A 25,778-nucleotide genomic window follows, 5' to 3' on the forward strand; every position below is an offset into this window, starting at 1 on the left:
AACACCCGCGCGTCAGCGGGCCCGAAGCCTGGCTGGGTATAGTGGGACGCGTTTTTTTCCCCACCTCCCCCGGAGACAGCGACACCATGAGCTACGAAAACATCGACGTGCGGACCGAAGCAGGCAAGGTCGGCATCATCACCCTCAACCGCCCCAAGGCCCTCAATGCGCTGAACGACGCGCTGATGACCGAGCTGGGCCAGGCGCTCAAGGCCTTCGACGCCGACGACGCCATCGGCTGCATCATCCTCACGGGCAGCGAGCGCGCCTTCGCGGCCGGCGCCGACATCGCGGCGATGGCCAAGTACAGCTTCATCGACACCTACAAGGGCGACTACATCACGCGCAACTGGGAAACCATCCGCTCGATCCGCAAGCCGGTGATCGCGGCCGTGAGCGGCTTCGCACTGGGCGGCGGCTGCGAGCTGGCGATGATGTGCGACTTCATCATCGCGGCCGACAACGCCAAGTTCGGCCAGCCAGAGATCAAGATCGGCGTGATCCCCGGCGCCGGCGGCACGCAGCGCCTGCCGCGCGCGGTGGGCAAGAGCAAGGCCATGGACATGGCGCTCACCGCCCGCATGATGGACGCCGCCGAAGCCGAGCGCGCGGGCCTCGTGAGCCGCGTGGTGCCCTATGAGAAGCTGGCCGACGAAGCGCTGGGCGCCGCGCTGATCATCGCGGGCTTCTCGCAGATCGCCGTGATGGCGGCCAAGGAATCGGTCAACCGCGCCTTCGAGAGCGGCCTGAGCGACGGCGTGATGTTCGAACGCCGCCTGTTCCACGCGCTGTTCGCGACGCAGGACCAGAAGGAAGGCATGGACGCGTTCCTGGCCAAGCGCCAGCCGGATTTCAAGAACGCCTGATCCGCCCGATCGTCGCGGGCCCGGCGACCGCAGCGGCGGTCGCCGTCAGCGGGCTCGCGACAGCGCCGTGCGCAGCGCCTCGAGTGCCTGCGCCGACGGCGTGCCGATGGAGGCGGGGCCGCCCGGCTGCGGCGTCCACCGCACCTGGTCGCCCGCGATCTCGAGCACGGCCAGCAACGCGCCGTCGCGCCGCAGTTCGATGCGCGCCTCGACCGGCGCACCCAACTCCCCGCCCGCCACGGCGGCCGCACGCGCCACGGTGTTCACCAGTGCCGCGAGGCCTTCGGTGTCGCCGCGCGCCTGGCGCGTGGTGGTGCCGGCGCGCGTGATGTCGAGCGCGGTCCAGCGGTCCAGTGCCGTGAAGCCACCGCTCGCCACAGCTTCGGTGGCTGCGCGCGGCGCCGCCTTGGCGGTCGCCGACGGAGCCGGCGCGGCTTGCACGGGAGCGGCCCGACGCTGCATGCCGGCGCCATTCGCGCTGGCTCCGCCTTGCGCGGCGAGCGACGGCGCCGTCTCTGCGGACTCGCGCTGCATCGGCGCTGGCGCTGCAGGTGCTACGGCCGGCGCCGGCGGTGCGGCTGCGTAGGGCATCGGACTCTGGCCGACATCGGCCATGGGTGGTGCAGCCGGCATGGGCGCAGATGCGATGGCCGGTGCGACAGGCGCAGGCACGGGCGCCGGGGCTTGCACCACCGGGGCCGCGGGCGCCGCCTTTTCCATCGCCCGTGCTTCGTCCTTCTGGACCGACGCCGCCGCCGCAGGGGCTTCGCGCCGCCGCGACGCTTCACGCGTGTCCTGCGTCTCGCGCTGCTTCAGGGTTTCTTTCGCATCGCGCGCCGCTTCGCTGCGCTGCGCAGCGGGCGGTGTCATGTCCGCCGTTGCGGCCGGTTCAGCGGCTGGCGCAGGCGGCACCGGTGCCGCGGCTACTGCCGGCGCCTCGGCCGTTTGCGCAGGCGCAGGTGGTGCCGACGCCGGCGCGGGCGCCCCGGCCACTTGCGCCTCGCCATCGAGCCGCGCGTCGGGCACTGGCTCGCGATGCCACAGCACGGTGACGAAGGTCGCCACGAGCACGGTCGCGAAGGCCGCATTCCACGGCATGCGCGAGCGGGGGCTGCCGCCATCGAACAGGCGTCGCCACCACGGCGCAGCCTCCACAGCAGGGCCGGCCGCCGGCGCGGAGGCCGCGGCGAGGTTGTGCGCCATCTTCAGGATCGCCTCGCGCGTGTGGGCCGCGGGCACGGCGTCGCGGTCGGGCGCGTGGTCCAGCGCGCGGCGCAGCCGGGCGTCGTGCAGGTCGTCGTCGTCCATGCCGGTGCTCATGCGCGCTGCTCCAGCACCGACAGGTAGCGTTCCATGCAGCCGCGCAGCTTCTGCAGCCCGTAGCGCAGACGGCTGCGCACGGTCTCGAAGCCGATCTCCAGCCGGGCCGCGAGCGCGTCGACGGTCAGGCCGTCTTCATGGTGCAAGAGAAAAGCCGCGCGTTGCTCGGCTGGCAGTTCGTCGAGACAGGCCAGCAGCCGACGCCCGGCAGCGCGCCAGAACGCCAGCTCTTCGGCCGACGGGTGCGCCGGCAAGTCGGTGGCCCCGTGCACGCCGCGGTCGAGCGCGGGCACGGCGTCGCCGTCGTCGTCGGTCGCGTGGCCATCGAGCGTCACCTCGCGCCCGCTCACGCGCAGGCGGTCCATCGCGAGGTTGTGCGCGATGGTGAAGGCCCAGGTGCGCCAGGTGGCGCCCTGCGGCGAGAAGCTGTCGCGCGCCGAGATGATCCGCACCCAGGTGTCCTGGAACACCTCGTCGGCCTGCGCGGCCAGCCGCGCGCCAAGCAGGCGCTTGACGAAGCGGAACAGGCCGCCTTCGTGGCGCGCATAGAGCACGTCGAAGGCGGCGGCATCGCCGTGGGCGTAGGCCAGCATCAACTGATCGTCGGGCATGGCGTCGCGCTCGGTGGCGGTGCGGGCAGCAGCAGAAGGGGCGCGTGGCAGCGCAGACATCGCAGGATTGTCACCCGAGCTTGTACGGCGCACGGCGGCGATCGGGGTTAAGTCGCGATGCGATCCGACGCATTCGATCGCAGAAAAATCGACCTGAAAACGCCGGGAGTTGAACTGGGCCCAAAGCCTGGGCTATAATTTTGGGCTCGGTGCTGAATTGCACTGACGGCTCTTTAGCTCAGTCGGTTAGAGCGATGGAATCATAATCCACAGGTCCGCGGTTCGAGTCCGTGAAGAGCCACCAACACAGCCTCCCCGCCCCGGCGGAATGGCTCAAAAAGCCCTAAGTTTTCAACGACTTAGGGCTTTTTTCGTTCAGGCCTGCAATGGGGTCTCACCCACCGGCACCCGGTCCAGCCGGAACGCCTCGGGCTCGCAGTGCACCAGGCGCCAGCCGTGCGCGCCGTGCAGCTGCAGTTCGTCCATCACGTCCGTCAGCGTGCCGATGAGTTCGTTGCCCCAGAACCTGCGCGCGCCGCGCACGGGGTTGAGCATCTGCCGCAGCCGCGGAATCGACAGCACGCGCTCGGCGTTGAAGAAGAACTCCAGCGCGAGGTCGAAGGTGACCGGGTCGACGCGCTGCGTGCGGCCCGGGAAGCTCACGCTGCGGTCCATTGGCTGGAAGCTGTAGGCGCCCCACACGAGCGGTGTTGGCATCGCGCACGCCAGGCCGCGCGTTCGGAGCGACAGCAGGATGGTGCGGTAGAAGTCGTCGAACGCCGGTGCCGCTACGGGCGGGCGCCCCCGCAGGTGCCGCGTGGGCGCGGGCGCCTCCTGCGCCAGTGGAACGATCTTCGTCCCCATCAACGACAGCACGTCCGGCGCCTCCTCGCTCGCCGCCTCGGGCACGTCGGCCAGGAACAGCAGGTTCAGGCGGTCGCCCAGCGTCGCCAGTTCGTCGACGCAGGTGAACACCAGCGGCGCCACGCCCAGCGCGCGCAGCACGCGCCGCGCGTACTCGCGCTCGCGCAGCGCATGGCCGAGCACGCCGATGCGGCGGGCGGGGCGTGCCAGGGGCTCCGAGGGTGCGGCGAAGAAGCGGCTCATGCGGGAGTCCCTTCACAGTCCGCTGCGGCAACAACATGCCCGAGGCAATGCGTTCGGGGGCTCGGGCCGCGGTTCGCGACCCCGGTGATCAGGACCGGCATGGGTGCTCGAAATTCTCAAAAGAATGAATGAAGCCGCGTCCGCTGCGCCCGCGCTTCATGCCGCATGCGATGCGGCACAAGGCAGCGGGCCCACTGAGGCAACCCGGCGCTCACCCATCCTAGGAAGGCCCGCACGGCCCGTACATAGGACTGTTCCGAAAAGCCGCGCCTTTCGCGCCCCTCAGAGCACCTTTGCGCCGCGCAGCCAGTCCAGCAGCATGGCCGAGTCGGCGCGCATGCGCAGGTCGGCCGCCTCGGCGTCGAAGCGCGTCGTCACCTGGGCCGACTGGTTGTTGTAGTGGTCGCTCTCGGCCGTGAGCACGTCGAGCAGCGTGCGCTTGCCCAGGTGGTACCACTGCTCGTAGAAGATCTTGCGCACGCGGTCGGTTTCCTGGATCAGCTCGGTGTACTCGCCGGCACGGCTGGCCGCCGCGTCGCGCTGCTCGGCCGAGGTGCGCAGCCGGTAGGCCAGGTCGCGCGCCGAGGCCTCGGCCTTTTCCTCGCCGGCCGCCGCGCGCTCGAAGGCCGCGCGTTCCGACGCGCGCCCCGAGCCCCCCTGGAACGCGTTCCACTGCAGCGACAGGCCCGTGGACCACGGCTGCTTGTTGCCCGCCGAATCTTCCTGCGTGCTCTTGCCGACCACCCAGTTCAGCTGCGGCAGGCGCCCGGCCTTCACCGACTCCGCGTACAGGCCCGCGGCCTTCGCCTCGGCCCGCGCCTGCTGCATGGCCGGATGCTCCGCGCCCGCAATCAGGGCGTCCTGCAGCGCGACCGGGCGGATCTCCCATGCCAGGTCGGCCGGCCACTGCACCTCTTCGCCGACCAGCTTCACGAGGTTGACCTGCACCTCGCGCAGCTTGGCCACGATGGCGTCGCGGCCGGTCACGGCCTGCAGGCGGCGTGCGCGCGCCTGCGTGAGTTCGCTGGCGCGGCCGCGGTCGCTCTGCACGATCTGGCTCAGCATGTCGACCAGCTCGTCCATGCGCTTGACGTAGCCCTGGCTGGCCTCGAGCGCCGCCTGGTGGCGCCGCTGTTCGAGCAGCGCCGACACGGTGTCGTAGGCGATCTTCTGGCGCACCTGCTGCGCCGCCTGGTAGGCCGCCTTCGAGGTCTCGGTGCGGCTGTCGATGGTGGCGCTCAGGCGCCCCCAGTCGTACACCGGCGTGGTGATCGCGAGGTTGCCCGCCGCGCTGCGCGTGCCGCTGTTGTTGGCGCCGCTGCCGCCGAAGGTCGCCGTGGGCGACGACACGCCCACCTGCACCTGCGGCCAACGCTGGCCCTTGGCCTGGTCGATGTCGTACTCGGCCGCCTTCCAGTTGGCTTGCGCCTCGCGCGCCTCGGCGCTGAGCTCGAGCGCCTTGCGCACGTTCTCGTCGAGGTAGGCGCGCAGGCGCTCGCCCGCGTCGGCGCTGAGGCCCATCGCGGAGGCGGATGCCGCCACCTTGCGCATCTGGAACGGCGGCGGCGATGCCGCCACGAACGGCGCCGGCATCGGCATGGCCACCGGCGCCACGGCAACAGCCACGGCTGGCGCTGCAGCCAACCGCCGCGCCACCTTCAGCGCGGGCGCTTCGTCCTGCGACGCATGCGCCACCGACGCACCGGCGCCGAACAGCATCGACACCGACAGCAGCGCGCACGCGCCCGACTGCATGGATTTGTTCTTCTTCGTTTTCATGAGGACCTCGACTCCTGCTCAACGTTCGCGAAAGGCTTCGCGCGCCTTGAGCACCGGCTTCAGCAGGTAGCTCAAAACTGATTTCTCGCCCGTGCGGATCTCGACCGTGGCGGTCATGCCGGGAATGATGGGGAACTCCTTGTCGCCCGCGCTCAAGGAGGCTTTGTCCGTGCGCACCAGCAGCCGGTAGTACGAGGTGTCGCCGCGCGCGCCCTGGCGCGCCTTCTCGTCGTCCTTCAGCGTGTCGGGGCTCAGGTGCTCCACCGTGCCGGTGAGGCCGCCGTAGATGCCGTAGTCGTAGGCCGAGATCTTCACGGTGGCCGGCAGCGTCGGGCGGATGAAGGCCACGTCCGACGGCTTGATCTTGGCTTCCACCAGCAGCTGGTCTTCCAGCGGCACGATCTCCATGATGTCCGCGCCCTGCTGGATCACGCCGCCGATGGTGTTCACGCGGATGTTCTTCACGGTGCCCTTCACGGGCGCCTTGATGGTGGTGCGCTTCATCACGTCCTCGCGCGCGCCCATGTTCTCCTTGGCCTGCGCCAGCTCGCCCTCGAAGCGCGTGAGCTCGGCGTTGGCCTCGGCCCGGTACTTGTTCTGGCGCTCGGCGATCTGCAGGCGGAACTCGTTGGCCTGGCGCTTCATGCGCAAGACTTCCACCTCCGACATCAGGCCGCGCGCCGACAGCGGCTCCGACAGCGAGATCTCGCGCTCGGCCAGCTGCAGGCTGCGCTGCAGCGCACCCACGCTCTCGTTGAGCGTCTGGCGGCGCGCGTTGTAGGCCTGCGTCTCGTCGCGCACGATCGAGTCCACGCCCTGCACGTCCGGCGGAAACGCCAGCGGCTGCGCATAGGCCTCGGCGCGCAGGCGGGCAATGGAGCCCTTCAGCGCCTGCACCTTCGACAGCCCTTCGCGGTACGACGCACCCGCGCGCGTCGGGTCGATCTCGAGCAGGATCTGCCCGCGCTCGACCACGTCGCCTTCGTGCACGTTCATCTCTTCCAGGATGCCGCCTTCCAGGCTCTGGATGATCTGCTCGCGGCTGGCCGGAATCACGCGGCCTTCGCCCTGCGTGATCTCTTCCACCTTGGCAAAGTGCGCCCACACGCCGCCGACCACGAGGATCGTCGCGATCAGGTACAGCACCGCCAGGCTGCCCGGCGTCTTCTGCACCAGCATCGCCTCGCGCAGGTCCTTCACGAAGGGAGAGTCTTCATGGCGTGCCTGGCCGCTCGGGCCCGGGCGCTTCGCGGGCAGCTTCGCCACGGGGGCCGGCACCTTTGCCGGCAAGGCCGCGCCGGGCATGGGCCCCGCGGTGGTTTCATTCGTGTTCATGGCATCGTTTCCTTGCATCGGGTGCGCGCTCACGCGGGCACCGGTTGTTCGTTCGGTTCATTGCCGGCCGCGCCGCGCAGGCGCGCCAGCACGGCGTCTTTCGGTCCGTCGAGGAACACCTTGCCGTCGCCGTCCATCACGACGATGCGATCGACCAGGTCGAGCACCGACAGCCGGTGCGTGGCCACCACCAGGGTCTGGCCCTGCGTGACGTGCGCCATGCGGCGCAAGAATTCATGTTCGGTCTGCAGGTCCATCGAGCTGGTGGGCTCGTCCATCAGCAGGATGCGCGGGCGCAGCAGCAGGCAGCGCGCGAGCGCCACCAGCTGGCGCTGCCCGCCCGAGAGGCCGTGGCCGCCCTCGCCGATGGGCATGTCGTAGCCGCGCGGATGGCGCGCCGCAATCGCGTCGATGCCGGTGATGCGCGCCACGTGCAGAAACTCTTCCGTGGTGGCCGACGGGTGGCCGATGGTCACGTTGTCGCGCAGCGTGCCGTGGAACAGGCGCGCGTCCTGGCTCAGCAGGCCCACGGCGGCGCGCACGTCGGCCGGGTCGATCTGGCCCACGTCGACGCCGTCGAGCAGCACCTGCCCGGCACCGGGCTGGTACATCGCAGCCATCACGCGCAGCAGCGTCGACTTGCCGCAACCGATGTTGCCCAGGATGGCGATGCGTTCGCCCGCCTTGATCGCGAGGCTCACGTCCTGCAGCACCGGCGGTGCCGGCTGCATCGGCGGCGCGGGGTACGCGAAGTTGATCTTCTTGAGCGTGACGTGGCCGTTGAACACCGGCTTGGCCAGGTAGCGTCGCTCCGCCACGCGGTCGGCCGGCTTGGCCATCACCTGGTTGAGCGAGGTCAGCGCCGTCTTGGCCTGCTGGTAGCGCACCGCCAGGCCCACCACCGCCGCCAGCGGCGAAGTCGAACGCCCGGCCAGAATGACCGTGCCGAACAGCGCACCCATCGTGAACTCGCCCGCATGAATGAGGTACACGCCCCACACCACCAGCACCACGGTCTGCACCTGCTGGATCAGCGTGACGAGGTTCACCGCCATGCTCGAGAGCTTGCGCGACTTCATCGAACTGGTGGCCGCGAGCGCGCTGAAGTTTTCCCACTTCTGCTGCATCACGCCCTCGCCGCGCGCGGCCTTGAGCGACTCGATGCCTTCGATCGATTCGATGAGCAGACCCTGCTTGAGCGAACCCTCGCGCAGGTTCTCCTGCATCACCTTGGCCAGCGGCCACTGGATGGCCACGCTGATGAGGATGATGAGCGGAATGGACAGCAGCGGCACCAGCGCCAGCGGCCCGCCGATCATGAAGATGATGCCCACGAACAGCAGGCAGAACGGCAGGTCCGACAGCGTCGAGATGGTGGCCGAGGTCACGAAGTCGCGCACCGATTCGAACTCGCGCAGCTGGTTGGCCGACGAGCCCGACGACTGCGGCTTGTGCTCCATGCGCGTGGACAGCAGCTTGCGAAACAGCATCGAGCCCAGGATCAGGTCGGCCTTCTTGCCCGCCATGTCCACCAGGTGCGAGCGCACGTGGCGCGCACTGAACTCGAACACCATCGCAAACACCACGCCGATGGCCAGCGACCACAGCGTGACATACGCCTGGTTGGGCACCACGCGGTCGTACACGTTCATCGTGAAGAAGGTGCTCGCCAGCGTGAGGATGTTGATGAGCAGCGCCGCCAACGCGGCGCTCGCGTAGTAGCGCCGGTAGCGCCACAGCGTGGAAAAGAGCCAGTGCCCTTCCGACTCCTCGGCCTCGGGCCCGGCGCGGTCGTCCAGCTGCGCATGCGGCTTGGCCAGCAGCGCGTGGCCGCCGTACAGCGCGGCCATCTCCTGCACGGTGAGCGTCACCGTGCCCGTGCCGGCTTCCGGCAGGATCACGTCGTAGGTGGCCTTGTCGCCCTGGCCGTTGCGGCCGGTGATGACACAGGCGCCGCCTTCCTTGCGCAGCGCCACCACGGGGAACAGGTACGAGAGCAGGTCACCCACCTCGCGCTTGACCCAGCCCGCGCCGATGCCCGCCTGCTCCAGGATGCGCACCGCCAGCGTGGGCGACAGGCGCATCTCGCGCGGCAGGCCCGCCTGCAGCGCGGCCTCGCTCAGCGTGCGGCCGTGGTGCGCGCACAGCCAGTGCACGGCGCGCAGCAGCGTGTCGCGCTCTTCCGCCACCATCGCCATCGGCGACGCCTCGTTGCCGGGGGCTCCCGGTACACCGGGTACGGCGTCATGCGCGATCACTGCAGCCATGTGGTTCTCTTTTCTCTTCGCCCGTTGGCAGGCCTGTGGCAGTGCGGCGGGGCCGTGGATGCCGGTGGTGTGAAACATCGGGGCAACACCCGTCCCTGCCCCACGGCATCGGACTTTCATGGCATTGCACTGACAAGGAATTCGCAGGGGCCCCGCATGCGCCTCGGCAGCGGGGGAACTCGACGTGGGAGCCGCGCGGCAGGCGCCTTTCCCATGCCAAGGACTTTACAAATGGGCCCGTGAACAATCCATCGGACTCGTCCGAAACTGCGGGCCGCATGCACGCCAAAAGGGGCGTTGTCCCTGCCGCTGCGGGCAAGGGGCAACGCCCCGCGGCGCACGCAGCGCCGGAATGCCCGCCGCGCGGTGCGACTTACTTCACGCCCTGCACCACCACCTCGACGCGGCGGTTGGGGGCGTTGCACGCAATGCGGGCGTCGCGCGAGCGGTTGGCCACGCACGACACCACGGTCTCGACGCTGCCCATGCCTTCGGCCGCGATGCGGTCCGCCGGCAGACCTTCGTCGGCCAGCACGCGGCGCACCGTCTGTGCGCGCTGCTCCGACAGGCGCAGGTTCTCGGGCGCCGAGCCGATCGGATCGGCATGGCCGCGCACTGCGATGCGCGTCACGCCTTCCAGCGAATTCGCGCGGATCTGCGCAGCCACGTCGGCCAGTGCCGTGCGGCCCTTCTGCGTCATCGCGGCGAGGTCGGAGCGGCCGAACGCGAACAGCGTGTCGGTGTTGAGCGTGTAGCGGGCCTTTTCCACCGGCTGCACCGCGGCCACCGGCTCCCGGCAGCGCTCGACCGCGCTCGCGCGGCTGATCACGTGGCGCAGCTCGTGCGCGCCCGCCAGCATGCGTTCGGCATCGGCGCGGCGGTAGGGCACGGGCGAGCCCGAACCGTCCTGCTCCGACACGGCCACGAACACCGTCTTGCCGCCTTCGAGCTCGGCGCGCGTACGGGGCTGCGACTTGCCTTCGTAGGTGGGCGCATCGCCGAGGTAGGCCTCGACGGAGTGGTTGCCCGGGGCCACGCACAGGCGCGTGAAGCTGTTGGGCAGCAGCGCGGCGTGGAACTCGCCGTTCACGTACACGTGCGCCGCACCGGGGCGCTGGCCGGCGGCCGAACTGCTGACGGGTCGAAAGAAGATCACCTGGGCCTGGTCGGCCGCTGCAGCGGGCACGGCACGGTAGGCCGGCCCCTGACGGGCCGCAGCAGCGCCCTGCTTCTGCGGTTGCTGGGCCTGCGCCGCGGTCGCCGCCAGTACGCCCAGTGCCAGGAGTGCGGCGGCGCGAGCGCCGCGGTTGGAGAAAAGAAAAGTCGAAGGAAGCAACGAGGACATGAATGGCTCCGGGTGCCCCGCACGGGGGCACGCATGAAAAATGAATGAGAAAAAAGTGGGACCTCGACGCCACGGCCGGGCGACGGGCCCCGTCGGCTTAAAGGATGGTCACGTGGACCTTGTCCTCGACCAGCAGTTCGGCCGTGCCGGCCAGGTTGGTGTAGACGTGGTACGTCACGCCGCCCACCGTGGCATTGCTGCCCTGGGTCCAGCCGTCGTCGCCGTGGGTGCCGCCGAGCAGGTCGACCTCGCCATTGGCGCCGTTGACCAGCATCTGCACCTTGCCGTCGGCCACGACCATGTCGCGCGCACCGCCAGCCAGCACGTCGTGCGTGCTCAGCGCCAGCGTGTTGCCGCCCGACCCGAGGTCGAACTTCTCCACGCCCTGCACCTTCGGGCCGAGGACCGACAGGTCGATGTGCATCGCCTTGCCGTCCATCACCAGGGTGTCGACACCCAGGCCGCCGTCGATGCGTGCGAAGTCGCCGCTGTTGACGCGGATGCCGTTCGTTGCCGCTTCCACCGTGTGATCGATGTTCCTGCCGTTGCTGTTGACGACGACCTTCGTCTTCTTCGTTGCCATGTGATTCCTAGTGCTTGCTGAATGAAAAACGGGACCGCAGCGGCACGCGCACGCGCGGCGCCAGCTCATACGGTTTGTTGACCAATGACTTTAGGAAGACGGTCCCGTTCCATCCATCGGACGAGTCCGAAAGCGGGTGCGGCAGACATAGGCACAGGGCGAAACTGTGAACAAAGCCCCCAGGAGTTCGTACAAAGCACAAGGCCCTCGCGAGTCAGCGACTCGCAAGGGCCTTGAAGAAGACAGCGCCGCAGCGCGAAGCGGTCAGCGTCCGAGGTCTTTGGCGGACACGCCGCCGATGCCCCAGTTTTCCTTGGGCATGTCGTGCAGCCACACGCGCACGTTCTCCTTCGGCGCGTCGACGGCCTCGACGATGGCGCGGGTCACTTTCTCGATCAGCGCGCGCTTCTGTTCTTCGGTGCGGCCTTCGATGAGGTAGATCTGTGCAAAGGGCATCGTGTACTCCTGTTCGGTTCTTCAGTGCTTGATGCAGGTCAGACGAAGCGCAGGCCCACGCTGCCCATGCCCTGCACCTTCAGCGTGACGGCATCGCCCGCCTGCACGGCCACGGCCTCGGTGATGCCGCCCGAGAGAATCAGCGTTCCCGCCGGAATCTCCTCGCCGCGCGCGCCCAGGTGGTTGGCCAGCATCGCAATGGCCGCGGCCGGGTGGCCGAGCACCGCGGCGCCCGCGCCGAAGGCCACGGGCTGGCCGTTCTTCTCGAGCACGATGCCCACGGTGCGCAGGTCGACCTCGCTCGCGGGCACGGCGCGCCCGCCCACCACGAAGCGCGAGGCCGAGGTGTTGTCGGCCACCACGCTCTTCAGGTCGAACTTGAAGTCGCGGTAGCGGCTGTCGATCACCTCGATGCCCGGCAGCACGAAATCGGTGGCCGCGAGCACGGCGCCGATGTGGCAGCCCGGGCCGCTGAGCGCGCGCTTGGTGACGAACGCGATCTCGGGCTCGACCTTCGGATGGATGAGCTCGCTCACCTTGCATTCGCCGCCTTCGGGCAGCGCGTAGTTGTCGGCCATGAAGCCGAAGACCGGCGTGGTCACGCCCATCTGCTTCATCTTGGCGTGCGAGGTGAGCCCGGCCTTCAGCCCGATGATGCGATGGCCGCGCGCGAGCTTGCGGCGGCGGATCTCGTTCTGGATGGCGTAGGCGTCGTCCCAGTCCATCTCGGGATGCTCGTCGGTGATCTTGGGCGTGTCGCGCGCTTCCAGCTCACAGGTCTCCAGGTGCTCCGCGAGCGCGGCGATGGTGTTCTTGTCGAGCTTCATGCCGCCACTCCTTCCTGTTGTTGCTGCGCCGCCTGGCGTGCGCGGGCCAGCGTGATGGCCGTGTCTTCGATCATGTCTTCCTGCCCGCCGACCATGCCGCGCCGGCCCAGTTCCACCAGGATCTCGCGCGCGGGCACGCCGTACTTCTTCTCGGCGCGCTTGGCGAACAGCAGGAAGCTCGAGTACACGCCCGCGTAGCCCAGCGTGAGCGAGTCGCGGTCGACGCGGATCATGTGGTCCATGATCGGCACCACGCGGTCCTCGGCCACGTCCTGGATGCGGAACACATCGACACCGGTCTCGATGCCCATGCGGTCGCACACCGCCACGAACACCTCCATCGGCGTGTTGCCCGCGCCCGCGCCCAGGCCTGCGGCGGCGGCGTCGATGCGGTTGGCGCCGGCCGCGACGGCCGCGACCGAGTTGGCCACGCCCATCGCGAGGTTGTGGTGGCCGTGAAAGCCCAGCTCGGTGTCGGCCTGGAGCGCCGCACGCACCGCGCCGATGCGCGCCGTGACGTCGTCCGGCAGCATGTAGCCCGCCGAGTCGGTCACGTAGATGCAGTTGGCGCCGTAGCCTTCCATGAGCAGCGCCTGGCGCACCAGCGTCTCGGGCGAGGCCATGTGGGCCATCATGAGAAAACCGACCGTGTCCATGTCGAGCTGGCGCGCCATGGTGATGTGCTGCTCGGACACGTCGGCCTCGGTGCAGTGCGTGGCCACGCGCACGGTGTGCACGCCCAGGCCGTGCGCCATGCGCAGGTGGTCCACGGTGCCGATGCCGGGAATCAGGAGCGCCGACACCTTGGCCTGCTTCATGAGCGGGATCACGGCGCCCAGATACGCTTCGTCGGAATGCGCGGGAAAGCCGTAGTTGACCGAGCTGCCGCCCAGGCCGTCGCCGTGCGTCACTTCGATCAGCGGCACGCCCGCTTCGTCGAGCCCGCTGGCGATGTGCGTCATCTGTTCGAGCGTCATCAGGTGGCGCTTGGGGTGCATGCCGTCGCGCAGCGTCATGTCGTGCAGGGTGACGCGGCGGCCCTGCAGGTGGGTGTTGGTGGGGGTGGTCATGGGGGTGCTCCTAGGCCACGGCGGGCTCGGGTTGCGGGAGGCTGGCGAGCATCGCTTCGGCGAACATTTCGGCCGTGCGCGCCGCGGCGGCGGTCATGATGTCGAGGTTGCCGGCGTACTTGGGCAGGTAGTCGCCCAGGCCTTCGACCTCCAGGTAGATCGACACGCGGTGGCCGTCGAAGACGGGCCCGTTCACGAGCTTGTAGCCCGGCACGTACTTGCGCACCTCGGCAATCATTTCGTGCACCGAGGCCGTGATGCGCGCCTCGTCGGGCGCGCCTTCGGTGAGGCAGTGCACCGTGTCGCGCATGATCAGCGGCGGCTCGGCCGGGTTGACGATGATGATCGCCTTGCCCTTCGCAGCGCCGCCCACGCGCTCGACCGCACCGGCCGTGGTGCGCGTGAACTCGTCGATGTTCTTGCGCGTGCCCGGGCCGACCGAGCGGCTCGACACGGTGGCCACGATCTCGCCGTAGGCCACGGGCTGCACGCGCGACACCGCCGCCACCATCGGGATGGTGGCCTGCCCGCCGCAGGTGACCATGTTGACGTTGGCCGGCCGCGCACCGCCTTCCATCAGCAGGCTCTTGAGGTTGACCGGCGGCACGCAGAACGGGCCGATGGCCGCGGGCGTGAGGTCGATCATGAGCACACCGAGCGCGTTGAGCTTGGCGCTGTTCTCGGCGTGCACGTAGGCGCTGGTGGCGTCGAACGCGATCTGCACGCCGTCGGCCTGCACATGCGGCAAGAGACCGTCCACGCCCTCGGCCGTGGTCTTCAGGCCCATCTCGCGGGCGCGCTTGAGGCCGTCGGATTCGGGGTCGATGCCCACCATCCACACGGGTTCGAGCACCGGGCTGCGCTGCAGCTTGGCGAGCAGGTCGGTGCCGATGTTGCCGGGACCGATCAGCGCGCACTTGATCTTCGTCGGGGTCGTCATGGGGTTGTCTCCTTCAGTGAAAGCGCACCGAACAGCCGCCGAGGCCGCCGATCGAGACGCGGAAGTTGTCGCCGGCCTTGGCGGGGAACATGGCGGCGAGCGCGCCCGACAGAATCACCTCGCCCGCCTTGAGCCCGATGCCCAGCGCACCGAGCGTGTTGGCCAGCCACGCGACCGCGTTCACCGGCGAGCCGAGCGCGGCGGCGCCCGCGCCGGTGGCGATGATTTCGCCGTTCTTCTCCAGCACCATGCCGCAGGTCGCCAGGTCGATGCGGCGCGGATCGACCGCGTGATCGCCCAGCACGAACACGCCGCACGAAGCGTTGTCGGCCACGGTGTCGGCGATCTGGATCTTCCAGTCGCGGATGCGCGAGTCGACGATCTCGAAGCAGGGCATCACGCACTCGGTGGCGGCCAGCACGTCGGCGTTGCCGATGCCGGGACCCATGAGGTCGCGCTTGAGCAGAAAGGCGATCTCGCCTTCGGCCTTGGGCTGGATGAGCGTGCGGCTGTCGATCGACTCGCCCTCGCCGACGATCATCCCGTCGAGCAGGTAGCCGAAGTCGGGCTGGAACACGCCCAGCATGTTCATCACGGCGCGCGAGGTGACGCCGATCTTCTTGCCGACGACGCGCTCGCCGGCGTCGAGGCGGCGCGCGATCATGCGCTGCTGGATGCCGTAGGCGTCGGCGATGGTGATGCCTGCGTGCCGGCTGGTGAGAGGCTCCACGACGCTGCGCTCGCGCAGCGCGTCGTAGAGCTCGTCGCCGAGCCGCTGGATGAGGGTGGGGTCCATGGTGGGTTCTGTCCTTTGCTCTGTCTCGGGTGAATCAATCAATCGGTCGATCGGCTTCGTTCAGGAAGTCGCCGACCAGGCGGACGAAGCGCGCGCTGTGCTCGATCTGCGTCCAGTGGCCGCAGCGGCCGAACACATGCAGCTGGCTGCGGGGAATCCACTGGCTCAGCGTGAGCGAGGTGGCCAGCGGGATCACCTGGTCTTCGCGGCCGTGGATCAGCAGCGTCTCGTGCGGCAGGGCGCGAATGGCGGCCTCCGGGCTCGCCATGGCATCGACCCAGCGCTGGCGCGGCGCCGGGAACATCGCGCCGAAGGTCTCCTGGAAGCCGGGCCGCATGCTGGCCTCGTAGCGCAGCTGCGCGAGCTCGTCGGTGACGAGGGCGCGGTCGAACGCGAACACGTCCATGATCCGGCGCATGTTCGCGAACGAGGGCGTGTAGCCCCACACCGCGTCGAGCCCCGGCGTGATCGCGAACGGCACGCCCACGCTGCCCATGAGCACCAGCCGGCGCACGCGGTGCGGCGCGCGGATGGCCAGCGCCAATGCCAGCGCACCACCGAAGGAGTTGCCCACCACGTCGGCGCGTTCGATGTCGAGCGCGTCGAGCAGGTCGAGCGCCTGCTGCACCCAGGCGTCCATGGTGTAGGCCGCGCCGGGCACGCGCTCGGTGAAGCCGAAGCCGGCCATGTCGGGCGCGATCACGCGGCGCGTTTGCGCGAGCACCGGCAGCACCAGCCGCCAGTTGGCCCACGCACTCACGCCCGGGCCCGAGCCGTGGATGAAGAGCACCGGCGCGCCCTCGCCCAGGTCGTGGACGTTGGTGTGGAAGGCGCCAGTGCGCACGCTGTTCGCGATTTCGGGGTTGCTCACCGCGGGACCCTCACAGCTTGATGCAGACGTTGCGAAGTTCTGTGTAGAACTCGAGCGAATGCACGCCGCCCTCGCGGCCGATGCCCGACGACTTGGCGCCGCCGAAGGCCGTGCGCAGGTCGCGCAGGAACCAGCTGTTGACCCAGCAGATGCCGACCTGCACCTGCCTGGCCACGCGGTGCGCGCGGCCCAGGTTCTCGGTCCACACGGTGGTCGCCAGGCCGTAGTCGGTGGCGTTGGCCAACGCGATGGCTTCTTCCTCGGTGTCGAAGGGCGCGATGTGGCAGCAGGGGCCGAAGATTTCCTCGCGGATCACCGAGGCCGTCTCGGGCAGGCCGGTCCAGATGGTGGGCTGCACCCAGTGGCCCTCGGCCAGCGCGCCGGGCATCGAGGGCACGCCGCCGCCGGTGACGACGGTGGCGCCTTCCTTCACGGCCTTCGCGTAGTACGACAGCACCTTCTGCTGGTGCTCGCGCGAGATCAGCGGGCCGATGCCCACGCCGGCTTCTTCTGACGGCCCCGGCTTCAGCGCCTCGGCCCTGGCCTTGAGCGCCGCGACGAACTTGTCGAAGATCGGCCGCTGCACGTAGACACGCTCGGTGCCCAGGCACACCTGGCCGCAGTTCTCGAAGGCCGAGCGCGTGATGCCGGCCACGGCCTTGTCGAAATCGGCATCGGCGAACACGATGCCGGCGTTCTTGCCGCCCAGCTCGAAGGACACGGGCCGCACGCCCTTGGCGGCCGCGCCCATGATGGCCTCGCCGGTGCGCGTCTCGCCCGTGAAGGTGATGCCGTCCACGCCCGGGTGCGTGGTGAGGAACTCGCCGGCCGAGTCGGGCCCGAAGCCGTGCACCACGTTGTAGACGCCCGGCGGGATGCCGACCGCGTTCATCACCTCGCCCAGCAGCGTGGCGGTGGCCGGCGTTTCTTCCGAAGGCTTGACCACCACCGTGTTGCCGCAGGCCAGCGCGGGCCCGACCTTCCAGGTCATGAGCAGCAGCGGCAGATTCCACGGGCACACGACGCCGATCACGCCCAGCGGCGAGCGCACGGCGTAGTTCAGCGCCTGCCCGCCGTCGGGCGTCGTCATCTCGAAGCTCTCGGTGGGCACGTTCTTCACGATGTCGGCAAACACCTTGAAGTTGGCGGCGCCGCGCGGGATGTCGACGTGCGAGGCCAGCGCGTGCGGCTTGCCGGTGTCGGCCATCTCGGCCGCCAGGAAGTCGTCGAAGCGCCGGTTGATCTCGTCGGCCACGGCATGCAGCAGCTCGACGCGGCGCGCGACGCTCATGCGGCCCCACTCGCCGTTGAGGGCCGCACGCGCGGCGCGCACGGCCGCGTCGACCTCGCTGCGGCCGGCCTCGTGCACCTTGCCGATGACGCGGTGGTCCACCGGCGCGCGGTTGTCGAAGGTCTTCGTCGTGGCGACGAACTCGCCGCCGATGAAGTTCATGAACTGTTTCATCGCACCGTCTCCTTCAGGTCACCACGCTCAGGAAGTTCTCGTTGAGCTTGCGGTCGTGATAGAAGATCGCGCGCCCGAGTTCGTCGTCGGTCCACACCAGCGGCGGCTTGTCGGGGTAGAAGATGTAGCCGCCCGAGAACACCTCGTTGCGGTTGCCGCTCGGGTCGAAGAAGTAGATGGTTTCGCCGCGCGTGATGCCGTGGCGCGTGGGGCCGATGTCCAGCGACACGCGCTTCTTGGTGATGATGTCGGCCGCCTTGAGCACTTCGCCCCAGTTGTCGAGCAGAAACGAGGCGTGGTGGAACTTGTTCTTCTCGGGGTGGCGGATGAAGGCGATGTCGTGCGGCTTGGTCGAGCAGGTGAGAAAGGCCGCGATGTACATGCGCTCGGGACCCGCCACCACGCTCTCGGCCAGCTGGAAGCCCAGCACCTCGGTGAACAGCTTCATGGTGCCGTCCAGGTCGTCCCCGTACAGCAGGCAGTGGTCGAAGCGCGAAGGCGCCATGCCCTTGAGGTCGTCGGGATAGACCTCGGGGTTTTCATACGGCATGCCGTTGCCGACCTTCTCCTTCTCGGCGAAGAGCTCGATGGCGTGGCCGGTGGGCACGGTGAAGCGAAAACGCTTGCCGGTGCGCAGGTGCTCGCCGGCTTCGATCCACTGCATGTCGGTGGCCAGGCCGCTGGCCTTCAGGTCGGCGGCGAGTTGGTCAAGCGTGGCGGGCGAATCGACGCGAAAGCCCATGAAGTCCATGCCGGCCTCGTCGGCTTCGCGCAGCACGACGCTGTGGTGGTCGTGCTCGTCCCAGGCCTTGAGGTAGATGCGGCCCAGCGCATCGCGCCCGGTTTCGATCAGGCCCAGCACGTCGCGGTAGTGCGTGAGGGCGGCCCCGAGGTCGAGCACGCGCAGTTGCACGTGTCCGGGGCGAATGACGCCAGTGAGTGCCATGGAAGTCTCCTTTGGTGAGTGAGGGAAAAGTTCAGGTGGGGGAACGGGGAACGGCGGGCTGCGACGTGGCCAGTCGCCGCTCGATGCAGCGCGCCAGCTTCTCGACGGCGCGCAGGGCCAGGTCGCTCTGCGGGTAAGCGCGGCAGGCCAGCACGTAGCCCTGGGCCTCTTCTTCGGCGCTGACGTGGCAGCGGCTCATGCGCTCGCGGCGCACGGCGCCCGACTCGATGCGCACCTTGCACACGCCGCAGCCGCCGCCGCGGCAGCCGACCGGGATGCCCTTGCGGCCGAGCTGCTCCATGCCGCCGAGCAGGGTCTGGTCGGCGCGGCACAGGTAGTGCTCGTGGGTGTTGCCGATGGCGACGGAAAAGCGCATGACCGGCTCCACGTCACAACGCCTTGAAGAGCGGGCTGCGCGGCGCTGCAGAGGCCGCATCGGCAGCGGTGAAGAATTTCTCGGTGTAGATGTCGCGCTCGAACAGCCGCCCCTGCATCAGCGTGGCGATGCAGGCCTCGGTCATCGGTGGCGGCCCGCACAGGTAGGCCTTGTGGCCGCGGAAGTCGTTGGCGAAGTGGGCCTTCAGCGCCTCGTGCGCGAAGCCGCGCGCGCCAGGCCAGTCGCTGTCGGCCGGCAGGTCGGACAGCACGGGCACGTAGGTGAAGTTGGGGTGCCGCTCGGCGAGCTGCTCGAAGAGCGCGCGGTAGTACAGCTCCTCGGTGTTGCGCGCGCCCTGCACCAGCGTGATCGGCAAGGTGCAGCCTTCGGCCAACAGGTCGAGCACCATCGACTTCGGGCTCGACAGGCCCGAGCCGCCGGCCACGAAGATCATCGGCAGGCCGGCCGACTTGCGCACGAAGAAGCGGCCGTTGGGCGCGGTGAAGCGCAGGCGCTGGCCCACCTGCAGTTCGTCGTGCAGCCAGCCGGTGGCGCGGCCGTGGGGCACGCGGCGGATGTGCAGCTCGACCAGGTGGTCGTCGGGTGCGTTGGCGATCGAGAAGGCGCGCGCGCCCTCCACGCCCGGCACGTGCAGCATCACGTACTGGCCGGCCTGGAACGGCGCCGGCCGGTCGGTGCGCAGCCACAGGCCGCGGATGGTGGGCGTGAGCATGCGGGCCTCGACCAGCTCGGCGTCGAAGTCTTCCAGCGGCAGGAACTGCGCGTCGGGGTCTTCGTCGATCTCGGCCTCGATGACCAGGTCGGCCTGCGCCATCGCGCAGCACGCGAGGATCTTTCCGTCGTCGCGCTCGAAGTCCATGAGCGCGAAGTTGGACGCATCGCCGTGCTCGCACTCGCCTTCGAGCACCTGCACCTTGCAGGTGCCGCACACGCCGTGGCCGCAGGCGTGCGGCAGCCACACGCCGGCGCGCAGGCAGGCGTCGAGCACGGTCTGTCCGTCGCGCGCCGCCACGGCCTGGCCGAGCGGCTCGATCATGATCTGGAAGCTCATGGCAAGGCCCTCCGGTACTCAGCTGAACGAGCCGCCGATGCCCGTGAGCCCGGGCGTGCGAAAGCGCAGCGCCGACTTGTGGACCAGGCCGTTGTCGGCCAGCGACTTCGCCGCGTCGGGCGCGAAGGGCTTGCCGGAGTCGAACCATTCGACCTTCGACCAGTCGACCTTTTCGAAGTCGGGGTGGCTGCCGTACACGCCGGGCAGCACGTCGCTGATGAGCGCGCCGAAGGGCATGGCCGCGGGCAGCGGCAGGCACACGGGGGCGCAGAAGAGCAGGTGGTCTTCCCAGCCGATGTAGAGCAGGCGGTTGCCGTGGAAGCGGTCTTCGCTGTCCATGACGGTGCCGGTGTAGCCGGGGGCGAGTGCAACAACAGACATGTCGGTCTCCTTGTTTCGGGGTGAGCGCCGCCCGCGCCGTGCGTGGGGCACGGCGGGAGCGCGGGGGTCGATGAGGGGTGGTGGGGCCTGGGTGCTCAGGCCACCTTGGGCTCGGCCGCCGACAGGTCCTGCCCTGTCCAGCGTTCCCAGTTGGCCTTGTCGGGCGAGGTGTTGAACTCGCCGTTGTCGGCGCCGACGTTGATGTGGTAGTAGTCGAGCACGGCCGCCAGCGGGTTGAAGCCTTCCACCGTCGGGTCGGTGCCCTCGGGGAAGCAGTTGCCCTGGTAGATCTGGTGCACCGGCAGCCAGGCCTGCACGTACTTCTCGGGCTCGCCGTCGAACACGTCCTTGCAGCCGTCGGAGCAGAAGTGGTACTTCATGCCGTGGTAGCTGCTCTCGCGGTAGCAGATCTTGGTCGGGTCGTCGGGCTCGGTGAAGGCCATCGGGATCTGGCAGGTCTGGCACAGCATGGGCAGCGTGTTGTTGAACCAGCGCTTGCCCTGCTTCTCCTGCTCGGCCAGCCACTCGAAGCGCGGGCGGTACAGGCTGTCGAAGGTCTCGGGGTACTTCTCGGCCAGCCAGCTCATCTCGTCGGGCTTGGGTGCCCAGACGTTGAAGTTGGCGGCGTGGCCGTAGTTGTTGAAGATGGCCCAGGCCTCGTGCGAGATGCGGCTCTTTTCCTTCGACGCGACCTCGTGGTACTTGGGCATGCGGATGCCGTAGCGCGCCAGGTCTTCGAACAGCGCGCCGCCGTTCTTCTCGAAGTACATCTCCCAGGCCTCGGACCAGCTCATGACGCGCTTGGGCAGCATGTAGTCCATCATCATCGCGACCAGCGTGAGCAGGCGGTAGCCGCGCCAGAACCACTTGTCGACCCACTTCTGCACGATGGGCACGTTGTCGGGGTCCTGCTCGAGGATGAACTTCACCACCTCCAGGCCCAGTGTCATGTGGCGCGACTCGTCGCTCTGCGCCGAGAAGCCGAAGGTGACGGTGGCCATGTCGCCGTTGTAGGCGGCGCCGCTCATGAAGGGCATGAACAGCAGGTTGGTCAGCACGTACTCGAAGGAGAACGAGATGGCGGTGATGAACTCGAAGGGCCCCGCGCTCATCGCGTCCTCGAAGTAGCTCTTGGGCACCGACAGGTACCACACGCGGTCGTGCATGTGCTGCGGGTCGTGCAAGCCGTGGAAGTACTTGTTGAAATGGCTGATGGTGTGGAACTGCGTCTGCGCATGGCGCAGCTCGTCGATCGACTGCATCTGGCAGGCCACGCGCGCGCCCACGCCGCGCAGCGAGCGCCCGGCCATGGCATAGCCGCGGTGCGCCGCGTACTCCAGCGGCGAGACGCCGGTGAGGAACAGCTTGAGCGTGTTCAGGTAGCGCGGGTCGCTGATGTTGAACTGGCCGTTGTTCTGCTGGAACGCATCGATGATGGCGTAGAGCTTCTTCTCCTTCTCGCCCTGGAACTTCCAGTAGGCGTCCATCGTGAGGCGGAACGGGTCTTCCCACTGGTCCCAGTCGTGGATCTTGATGCCCTCGAACTTGTCGAACGGGAACACGTCGTCCATCGACTGGTAGGTGGTCTCCCAGCCGAGGCCGCGCGTCATCATGGCGTAGCGTTCCTTCAGGCCGAGGCGCGGGGTGGCGGGGGTCTTTGCTGCTGCTTGGGTGGTCATGGCGTGGTCCTTGGTCGTGGTCCGGTGGGGGCTGGGCTCAGGCGCCCCAGTGGAGGGTGAATTCGTCGTCGGTTTCTTCGATGCTTCCGGACAGCGAGATCAGGCTCAGGTGCAGTTCCTGCAGGTCCCAGCGGCGGCCGACCAGGGCTTCGACGCTCTCGCGGCGGATCACGAGGCGGCCGGGCGCATCGATCTTCACCATCGCGGGGTACTCGGTGACGGTGGCCCCGGGGTTGTCGGCCACGATGGCCTCGACGATGGCGCGCGCGGCCTCGCCGGTCTGCAGGGCAATGAAGACGGGCGGTCGGGACACTTCGGCGGTGGCGGTGGTCATGGGGTGGTCTCCTTGGTTCGATCGATTCGGTCGTCAGGCGGTGGCGCCCGTGCGCACCAGCCGGGCCACGCGCGCATCGAGCGCGGCGTGCAGCGTCTTGAGCACCTCGGCGCCTTGTGCGCCCAGGGCCAGCGCGGCCAGCGGCGCCAGCGCCTGCACGGCCTGGTCGCGCCAGCTGGCGTACCACTGCGCGAGCAGCTCGGCATTCGCGGGCGACTCGTCGGCGGCGGTCTTCAGCGTGGCGTCGACCCAGCGCACGTTCTCGTCGAACCACTCGTTCATGAACTCGGTCAGCATCGCCAGCGCGTTGCCGGTGGCGGCGCTGTGCGCGTTCACGTAGTGGCGGTAGACCAGCGGGTACAGCAGGCCGTCGAGCACGAGGTTCTGGGCCACGAACACCTCGAACCAGTCCTTCGTGACGAACAGGTTTTCCATCAGGCGGCGCACGCCCTGCCAGGCCGGGTGCGCGAGCCAGGCCTCCTTGCCGGCGTCCAGCGCGCGGCCCGAGTTGGCGTCGATCTGCAGGCCGACGCGCGAGAGGTACTGCGCGATGCCCAGGCGGTCCATGGCCGCGTAGATGAAGGGCTGCGTGATGGCCGTGCCGTAGCCGTAGCCGCAGCAGTAGCTGTGGTTCATGTTGGCGCCCCACTCGTAGTGGCGCAGCGGCACCAGCACCTGCTGCAGCGACTCGCGCACGCCCGCATCGGCCTGGGCCAGCAGCTGGCGCTTCTCGGCGAACTCGAACTGGCGGTCGGCGCCTTCCCCCTGGCGCGCGCGGGTCATGGTGTACACGCCGTAGTAGTAGTGGCGCGGGTCCTTGAAGCTGTACCAATCGGCCATCACGAGCGCCGTGCGGCGCTTGTCGTACAGCGCGTGCTGCGGGTCCCACAGCGGCCGGTAGTGGAAGTTGGCGGTGGGCTGCATGTCCAGCGTGGCCTCCTGGTAGCGCGAGGCCGGCTTGTCGCCGAGCCGCCGCGCCACATGCGAGAAGGTCTGGCGGATCGGCCGGATGTCCGAGGTCTTGATGTCGACTTGCACGGGGTGTCTCCTTGGTTGTCGCGGGAAAAAAATGCGGGGTGGTCGTCAGTGGTCGATGCCGGGCGCGCCGAAGCGCCACTTCATGCGCTCGAAGTCCAGCCGCGCGCCCTCTTCGGTGCTCAGGTGGCGCGCCGCGTGGCGCGCGCAGAACTCGCGGAACTGGTCGAACTGCAGCACCAGCTCCACGGCCAGCTCGGGGTCGCCGATGGCGAACTCGAACTCCACGAAGCGCGTGCCGCGCGTGCCGGTGACGCGCACGAAGCACGGCTGGCCGGTCATCTGTGCGGCGCTGCCGCTGCGGGGGTCGGGCTGCATCGAGGGCATCACTTGTTCAATCTATCAACAGGTGGACGGCACCAGCGCCGCCCGGCCTGATAAGGGCAACGGGCGTGCCAGCGTGGCTAAGTGATTGATTTGCATGGGCCCGCTGCGCCTGCGGGCCCGAAGCACCGGGAAGTCCCGGATGCTGGTTTGATCATTTGCTGCGGTGCAGCTTGATCAAATGGTGAAAACCGGAAAACGCCGGCCGGCGTCCGCTCAGGACGTCGGCAGGCCTTCCTTTTTCAGCCGGTAGGCCAGCTGCGGGCGCGTGATGCCCAGCAACCGCGCGGCCTGCGACAGGTTGCCCTTGGCGCGCTGCATCGCGGTCTGCATGAGGCGCTGCTCGAGCGAGGCGATGTCGATGTTCTGCTCGAGCACGCGCTGGCACAGCGCGTCGAGCTCGCTCGCGTCGGCGCCCGAAGCCGAGGCCCCCGTGGCGACCTTGCCGCTGGCGTCGAGCTGGTTGTCGGGCGGCGCGCCCGGCGGCTGCATCCACAGGTGGCAGGCCTCGATGTCGCCGTGGTCGGGCGCCAGCAGCACGGCGCGCTCGATCACGTTCTCCAGCTCGCGGATGTTGCCGGGCCAGGCGTGCTTGTGCACGTCGAGCGCGGCCTTGTCGGTCAGGCCGCGCAGCTTCTTGCCGTACAGCGCGCTGTACTTCTCGACGAAGCGCGCCACCAGCGCCGGGATGTCGGCGGTGCGCTCGCGCAGCGGCGGAATCTGGATCGGGAAGGTGTTGAGCCGGTAGAACAGGTCGGTGCGGAACTTGCCGGCCTGCATGGCCTGCTGCAGGTTGACGTTGGTGGCGGCCACGATGCGCACGTCGACCTTGGTCGGCTGCTCGGCGCCCAGGCGCTCGACCTCGCCGGTCTGCAGCACGCGCAGCAGCTTGACCTGCGCGGCCAGCGGCAGGTCGCCCACCTCGTCCAGGAACAGGGTGCCGCCGTGCGCGCGCTCGAAGCGCCCGGCGCGCGCATGGTGGGCGCCGGTGTAGGCGCCCTTTTCCACGCCGAACAGCTCGGCCTCGATCAGGTCGGCCGGAATCGCCGCGCAGTTGACGGCAATGAAGGGCTGCTTGCCGCGCGGCCCGTTGTCGTGCAGCCAGCGAGCGAACACTTCCTTGCCGACGCCGGTCTCGCCGAGCAGCAGCACGGTGATGGCGCTGTCGACCGCGCTGCGCATGAGCTCGAAGGCGGCGCGAAAACCCGGCGACACGCCGACCAGCTTCTGGTCGTACTCGCGACGCGGCTGCAGGCGGCGCAGGTGCTGCAGGCCGAGGTTGAAATCGATGAGCTTCTCGGCCACATGGTGCTGGCGGAAGTACTCCAGGTAGTGCTCGTCGTTCCACGCCTCGGCGGCCTGGCCGACGATGCGGCAGCGGCTGTCACCCATGCTGGTGCATTCGACTTCCTTGAACACCACGAGCCGCCCCATGAAGGCGGTGGTGTAGCCCGAGGCATAGCCGATCTGCGACCAGCACTGCGGGTCTTCCCCGTAGCCGAAGTCGGCCACGTGGGCTTCGCATTCCCAGGAGTTCTCCCAGAGGAATTCGCCGTAGAAATGCTTGGTGGCCACGTCGAGGTCGACCTGCACCTTCTGCACCGAGACGATGCCCTCGATGGAATGCAGGCGCGGCCCGAGCATGAAGGCGTCTTCGGCGCGCATGCCGGCAAGGCGCTCGCGCACGGCCACCTCGCCGTCGCGCAGGCCGGAAGCAAAACCCATGCGCACCAGCAGGCCGCGCGCGCGCTCGATGCCCAGCGAGTCGAGCAGTTCGCGGCGCAGTTCGGCGAAGGCCCGGGCATGCATGAGCAGCATGCGCTGCTCGTCCAGCCAGATATGGCCCGAGCCGGCGCTGAAGCGCAGGAGAGAAAGAAGTTCTCCCACCATGTCCCCTTTACTTGTCTGGAATCCGTTCCTCCTACATTCTCCTGCAAGGACGGACGACAAGGCTGCTCAATCAACAGGCAACGTGGTGCGAAGCCGCGCCAAT

At 68.8% G+C, this 25,778-nt stretch carries 25 protein-coding genes and 1 tRNA gene; 2 read left to right on the forward strand and 24 right to left on the reverse strand.

Annotation, left to right across the window (positions count from 1 at the left end):
- The first annotated feature begins 86 nt into the window (after positions 1–86).
- Positions 87–866, forward strand: coding sequence for an enoyl-CoA hydratase (locus AC07O4_RS21570; RefSeq protein WP_159272885.1), 780 nt, complete (start codon positions 87–89; stop codon positions 864–866).
- 45 nt (positions 867–911) lie between these two features.
- Here AC07O4_RS21570 and AC07O4_RS21575 read toward each other — a convergent pair whose 3' ends face one another.
- Complete coding sequence (locus tag AC07O4_RS21575) at positions 912–2,186, reverse strand: hypothetical protein (protein ID WP_495305610.1); 1,275 nt, start codon at positions 2,184–2,186, stop codon at positions 912–914.
- Positions 2,183–2,857 (reverse strand): sigma-70 family RNA polymerase sigma factor, encoded by a 675-nt coding sequence (locus AC07O4_RS21580; RefSeq protein ID WP_495305611.1) that lies wholly within the window; start codon positions 2,855–2,857, stop codon positions 2,183–2,185. Before AC07O4_RS21580 ends, AC07O4_RS21575 begins: the two co-directional genes overlap by 4 nt.
- Positions 2,858–3,024: 167 nt before the next feature.
- On the opposite strand from AC07O4_RS21580, the gene AC07O4_RS21585 reads away from it, so the two are divergent.
- Positions 3,025–3,101: transfer RNA gene (locus tag AC07O4_RS21585), tRNA-Met, on the forward strand.
- 71 nt (positions 3,102–3,172) lie between these two features.
- On the opposite strand, the gene AC07O4_RS21590 is transcribed toward AC07O4_RS21585, so the two are convergent.
- The 22 genes from AC07O4_RS21590 to AC07O4_RS21695 all read right to left on the reverse strand — a co-directional run bounded on the left by AC07O4_RS21590 (position 3,173) and on the right by AC07O4_RS21695 (position 25,675).
- A complete protein-coding gene (locus AC07O4_RS21590; RefSeq protein WP_495305612.1) occupies positions 3,173–3,904 on the reverse strand; it encodes a hypothetical protein in 732 nt (243 codons plus the stop codon).
- 282 nt (positions 3,905–4,186) lie between these two features.
- Entirely contained in the window at positions 4,187–5,683 is a 1,497-nt protein-coding gene (locus tag AC07O4_RS21595; protein ID WP_495305613.1) for a TolC family protein, read from the reverse strand.
- An 18-nt stretch (positions 5,684–5,701) separates the two neighbouring features.
- Positions 5,702–7,018, reverse strand: coding sequence for an HlyD family type I secretion periplasmic adaptor subunit (locus tag AC07O4_RS21600; RefSeq protein WP_492697719.1), 1,317 nt, complete (start codon positions 7,016–7,018; stop codon positions 5,702–5,704).
- 29 nt (positions 7,019–7,047) lie between these two features.
- Positions 7,048–9,285: a type I secretion system permease/ATPase gene (locus tag AC07O4_RS21605; RefSeq protein WP_495305614.1), complete on the reverse strand. Its 2,238-nt coding sequence runs from the start codon at positions 9,283–9,285 to the stop codon at positions 7,048–7,050.
- 373 nt (positions 9,286–9,658) lie between these two features.
- A complete protein-coding gene (locus AC07O4_RS21610; RefSeq protein ID WP_495305615.1) occupies positions 9,659–10,630 on the reverse strand; it encodes an OmpA family protein in 972 nt (323 codons plus the stop codon).
- 97 nt (positions 10,631–10,727) lie between these two features.
- A complete protein-coding gene (locus AC07O4_RS21615) occupies positions 10,728–11,213 on the reverse strand; it encodes a hypothetical protein (protein WP_495305616.1) in 486 nt (161 codons plus the stop codon).
- 264 nt (positions 11,214–11,477) lie between these two features.
- Entirely contained in the window at positions 11,478–11,669 is a 192-nt protein-coding gene (gene thmT / locus AC07O4_RS21620; protein ID WP_062475127.1) for a 2-hydroxymuconate tautomerase, read from the reverse strand.
- Positions 11,670–11,707: 38 nt separating this feature from the next.
- A complete protein-coding gene (gene dmpH / locus AC07O4_RS21625) occupies positions 11,708–12,496 on the reverse strand; it encodes a 2-oxo-3-hexenedioate decarboxylase (protein WP_095746803.1) in 789 nt (262 codons plus the stop codon).
- On the reverse strand, positions 12,493–13,566 hold the full coding sequence (gene dmpG, locus AC07O4_RS21630) for a 4-hydroxy-2-oxovalerate aldolase (RefSeq protein ID WP_495305617.1): 1,074 nt from the start codon (positions 13,564–13,566) through the stop codon (positions 12,493–12,495). The genes dmpH and dmpG overlap by 4 nt, the downstream gene beginning before the upstream one ends.
- Positions 13,567–13,576: 10 nt before the next feature.
- The gene (locus tag AC07O4_RS21635; RefSeq protein WP_159272878.1) at positions 13,577–14,506 is read right to left on the reverse strand and encodes an acetaldehyde dehydrogenase (acetylating); all 930 of its coding nucleotides are present in this window, start codon (positions 14,504–14,506) and stop codon (positions 13,577–13,579) included.
- Between the two features lie 13 nt (positions 14,507–14,519).
- Positions 14,520–15,302, reverse strand: a complete 783-nt coding sequence (gene dmpE, locus AC07O4_RS21640; protein ID WP_495305618.1) for a 2-oxopent-4-enoate hydratase — start codon at positions 15,300–15,302, stop codon at positions 14,520–14,522.
- 34 nt (positions 15,303–15,336) lie between these two features.
- On the reverse strand, positions 15,337–16,173 hold the full coding sequence (locus AC07O4_RS21645) for an alpha/beta fold hydrolase (RefSeq protein ID WP_495305619.1): 837 nt from the start codon (positions 16,171–16,173) through the stop codon (positions 15,337–15,339).
- 10 nt (positions 16,174–16,183) lie between these two features.
- Positions 16,184–17,638, reverse strand: coding sequence for a 2-hydroxymuconic semialdehyde dehydrogenase (locus tag AC07O4_RS21650; RefSeq protein WP_495305620.1), 1,455 nt, complete (start codon positions 17,636–17,638; stop codon positions 16,184–16,186).
- Positions 17,639–17,651: 13 nt separating this feature from the next.
- Positions 17,652–18,584: a catechol 2,3-dioxygenase gene (locus AC07O4_RS21655; RefSeq protein WP_495305621.1), complete on the reverse strand. Its 933-nt coding sequence runs from the start codon at positions 18,582–18,584 to the stop codon at positions 17,652–17,654.
- A gap of 31 nt (positions 18,585–18,615) precedes the next feature.
- Positions 18,616–18,960 carry a 2Fe-2S iron-sulfur cluster binding domain-containing protein gene (locus AC07O4_RS21660; RefSeq protein ID WP_495305622.1) on the reverse strand — a complete coding sequence of 115 codons (345 nt, stop codon included), beginning with the start codon at positions 18,958–18,960 and terminating at the stop codon, positions 18,616–18,618.
- Between the two features lie 13 nt (positions 18,961–18,973).
- A complete protein-coding gene (locus AC07O4_RS21665) occupies positions 18,974–20,032 on the reverse strand; it encodes an NADH:ubiquinone reductase (Na(+)-transporting) subunit F (protein ID WP_495305623.1) in 1,059 nt (352 codons plus the stop codon).
- 18 nt (positions 20,033–20,050) lie between these two features.
- Positions 20,051–20,413, reverse strand: a complete 363-nt coding sequence (locus AC07O4_RS21670) for a phenol hydroxylase subunit P4 (protein ID WP_354344627.1) — start codon at positions 20,411–20,413, stop codon at positions 20,051–20,053.
- A 95-nt stretch (positions 20,414–20,508) separates the two neighbouring features.
- Positions 20,509–22,092 (reverse strand): aromatic/alkene/methane monooxygenase hydroxylase/oxygenase subunit alpha, encoded by a 1,584-nt coding sequence (locus AC07O4_RS21675; protein WP_139706669.1) that lies wholly within the window; start codon positions 22,090–22,092, stop codon positions 20,509–20,511.
- A 37-nt stretch (positions 22,093–22,129) separates the two neighbouring features.
- Positions 22,130–22,426, reverse strand: coding sequence for an MmoB/DmpM family protein (locus AC07O4_RS21680; protein WP_174250302.1), 297 nt, complete (start codon positions 22,424–22,426; stop codon positions 22,130–22,132).
- A gap of 33 nt (positions 22,427–22,459) precedes the next feature.
- Positions 22,460–23,464, reverse strand: coding sequence for an aromatic/alkene monooxygenase hydroxylase subunit beta (locus tag AC07O4_RS21685; protein ID WP_495305624.1), 1,005 nt, complete (start codon positions 23,462–23,464; stop codon positions 22,460–22,462).
- A 45-nt stretch (positions 23,465–23,509) separates the two neighbouring features.
- On the reverse strand, positions 23,510–23,779 hold the full coding sequence (locus AC07O4_RS21690) for a phenol hydroxylase subunit (protein WP_495305625.1): 270 nt from the start codon (positions 23,777–23,779) through the stop codon (positions 23,510–23,512).
- A gap of 222 nt (positions 23,780–24,001) precedes the next feature.
- Entirely contained in the window at positions 24,002–25,675 is a 1,674-nt protein-coding gene (locus AC07O4_RS21695; RefSeq protein WP_062475161.1) for a sigma-54-dependent Fis family transcriptional regulator, read from the reverse strand.
- Positions 25,676–25,778 lie beyond the last annotated feature (103 nt).

Source organism: Variovorax sp. GW821-FHT09D04 (genome assembly GCF_059416405.1).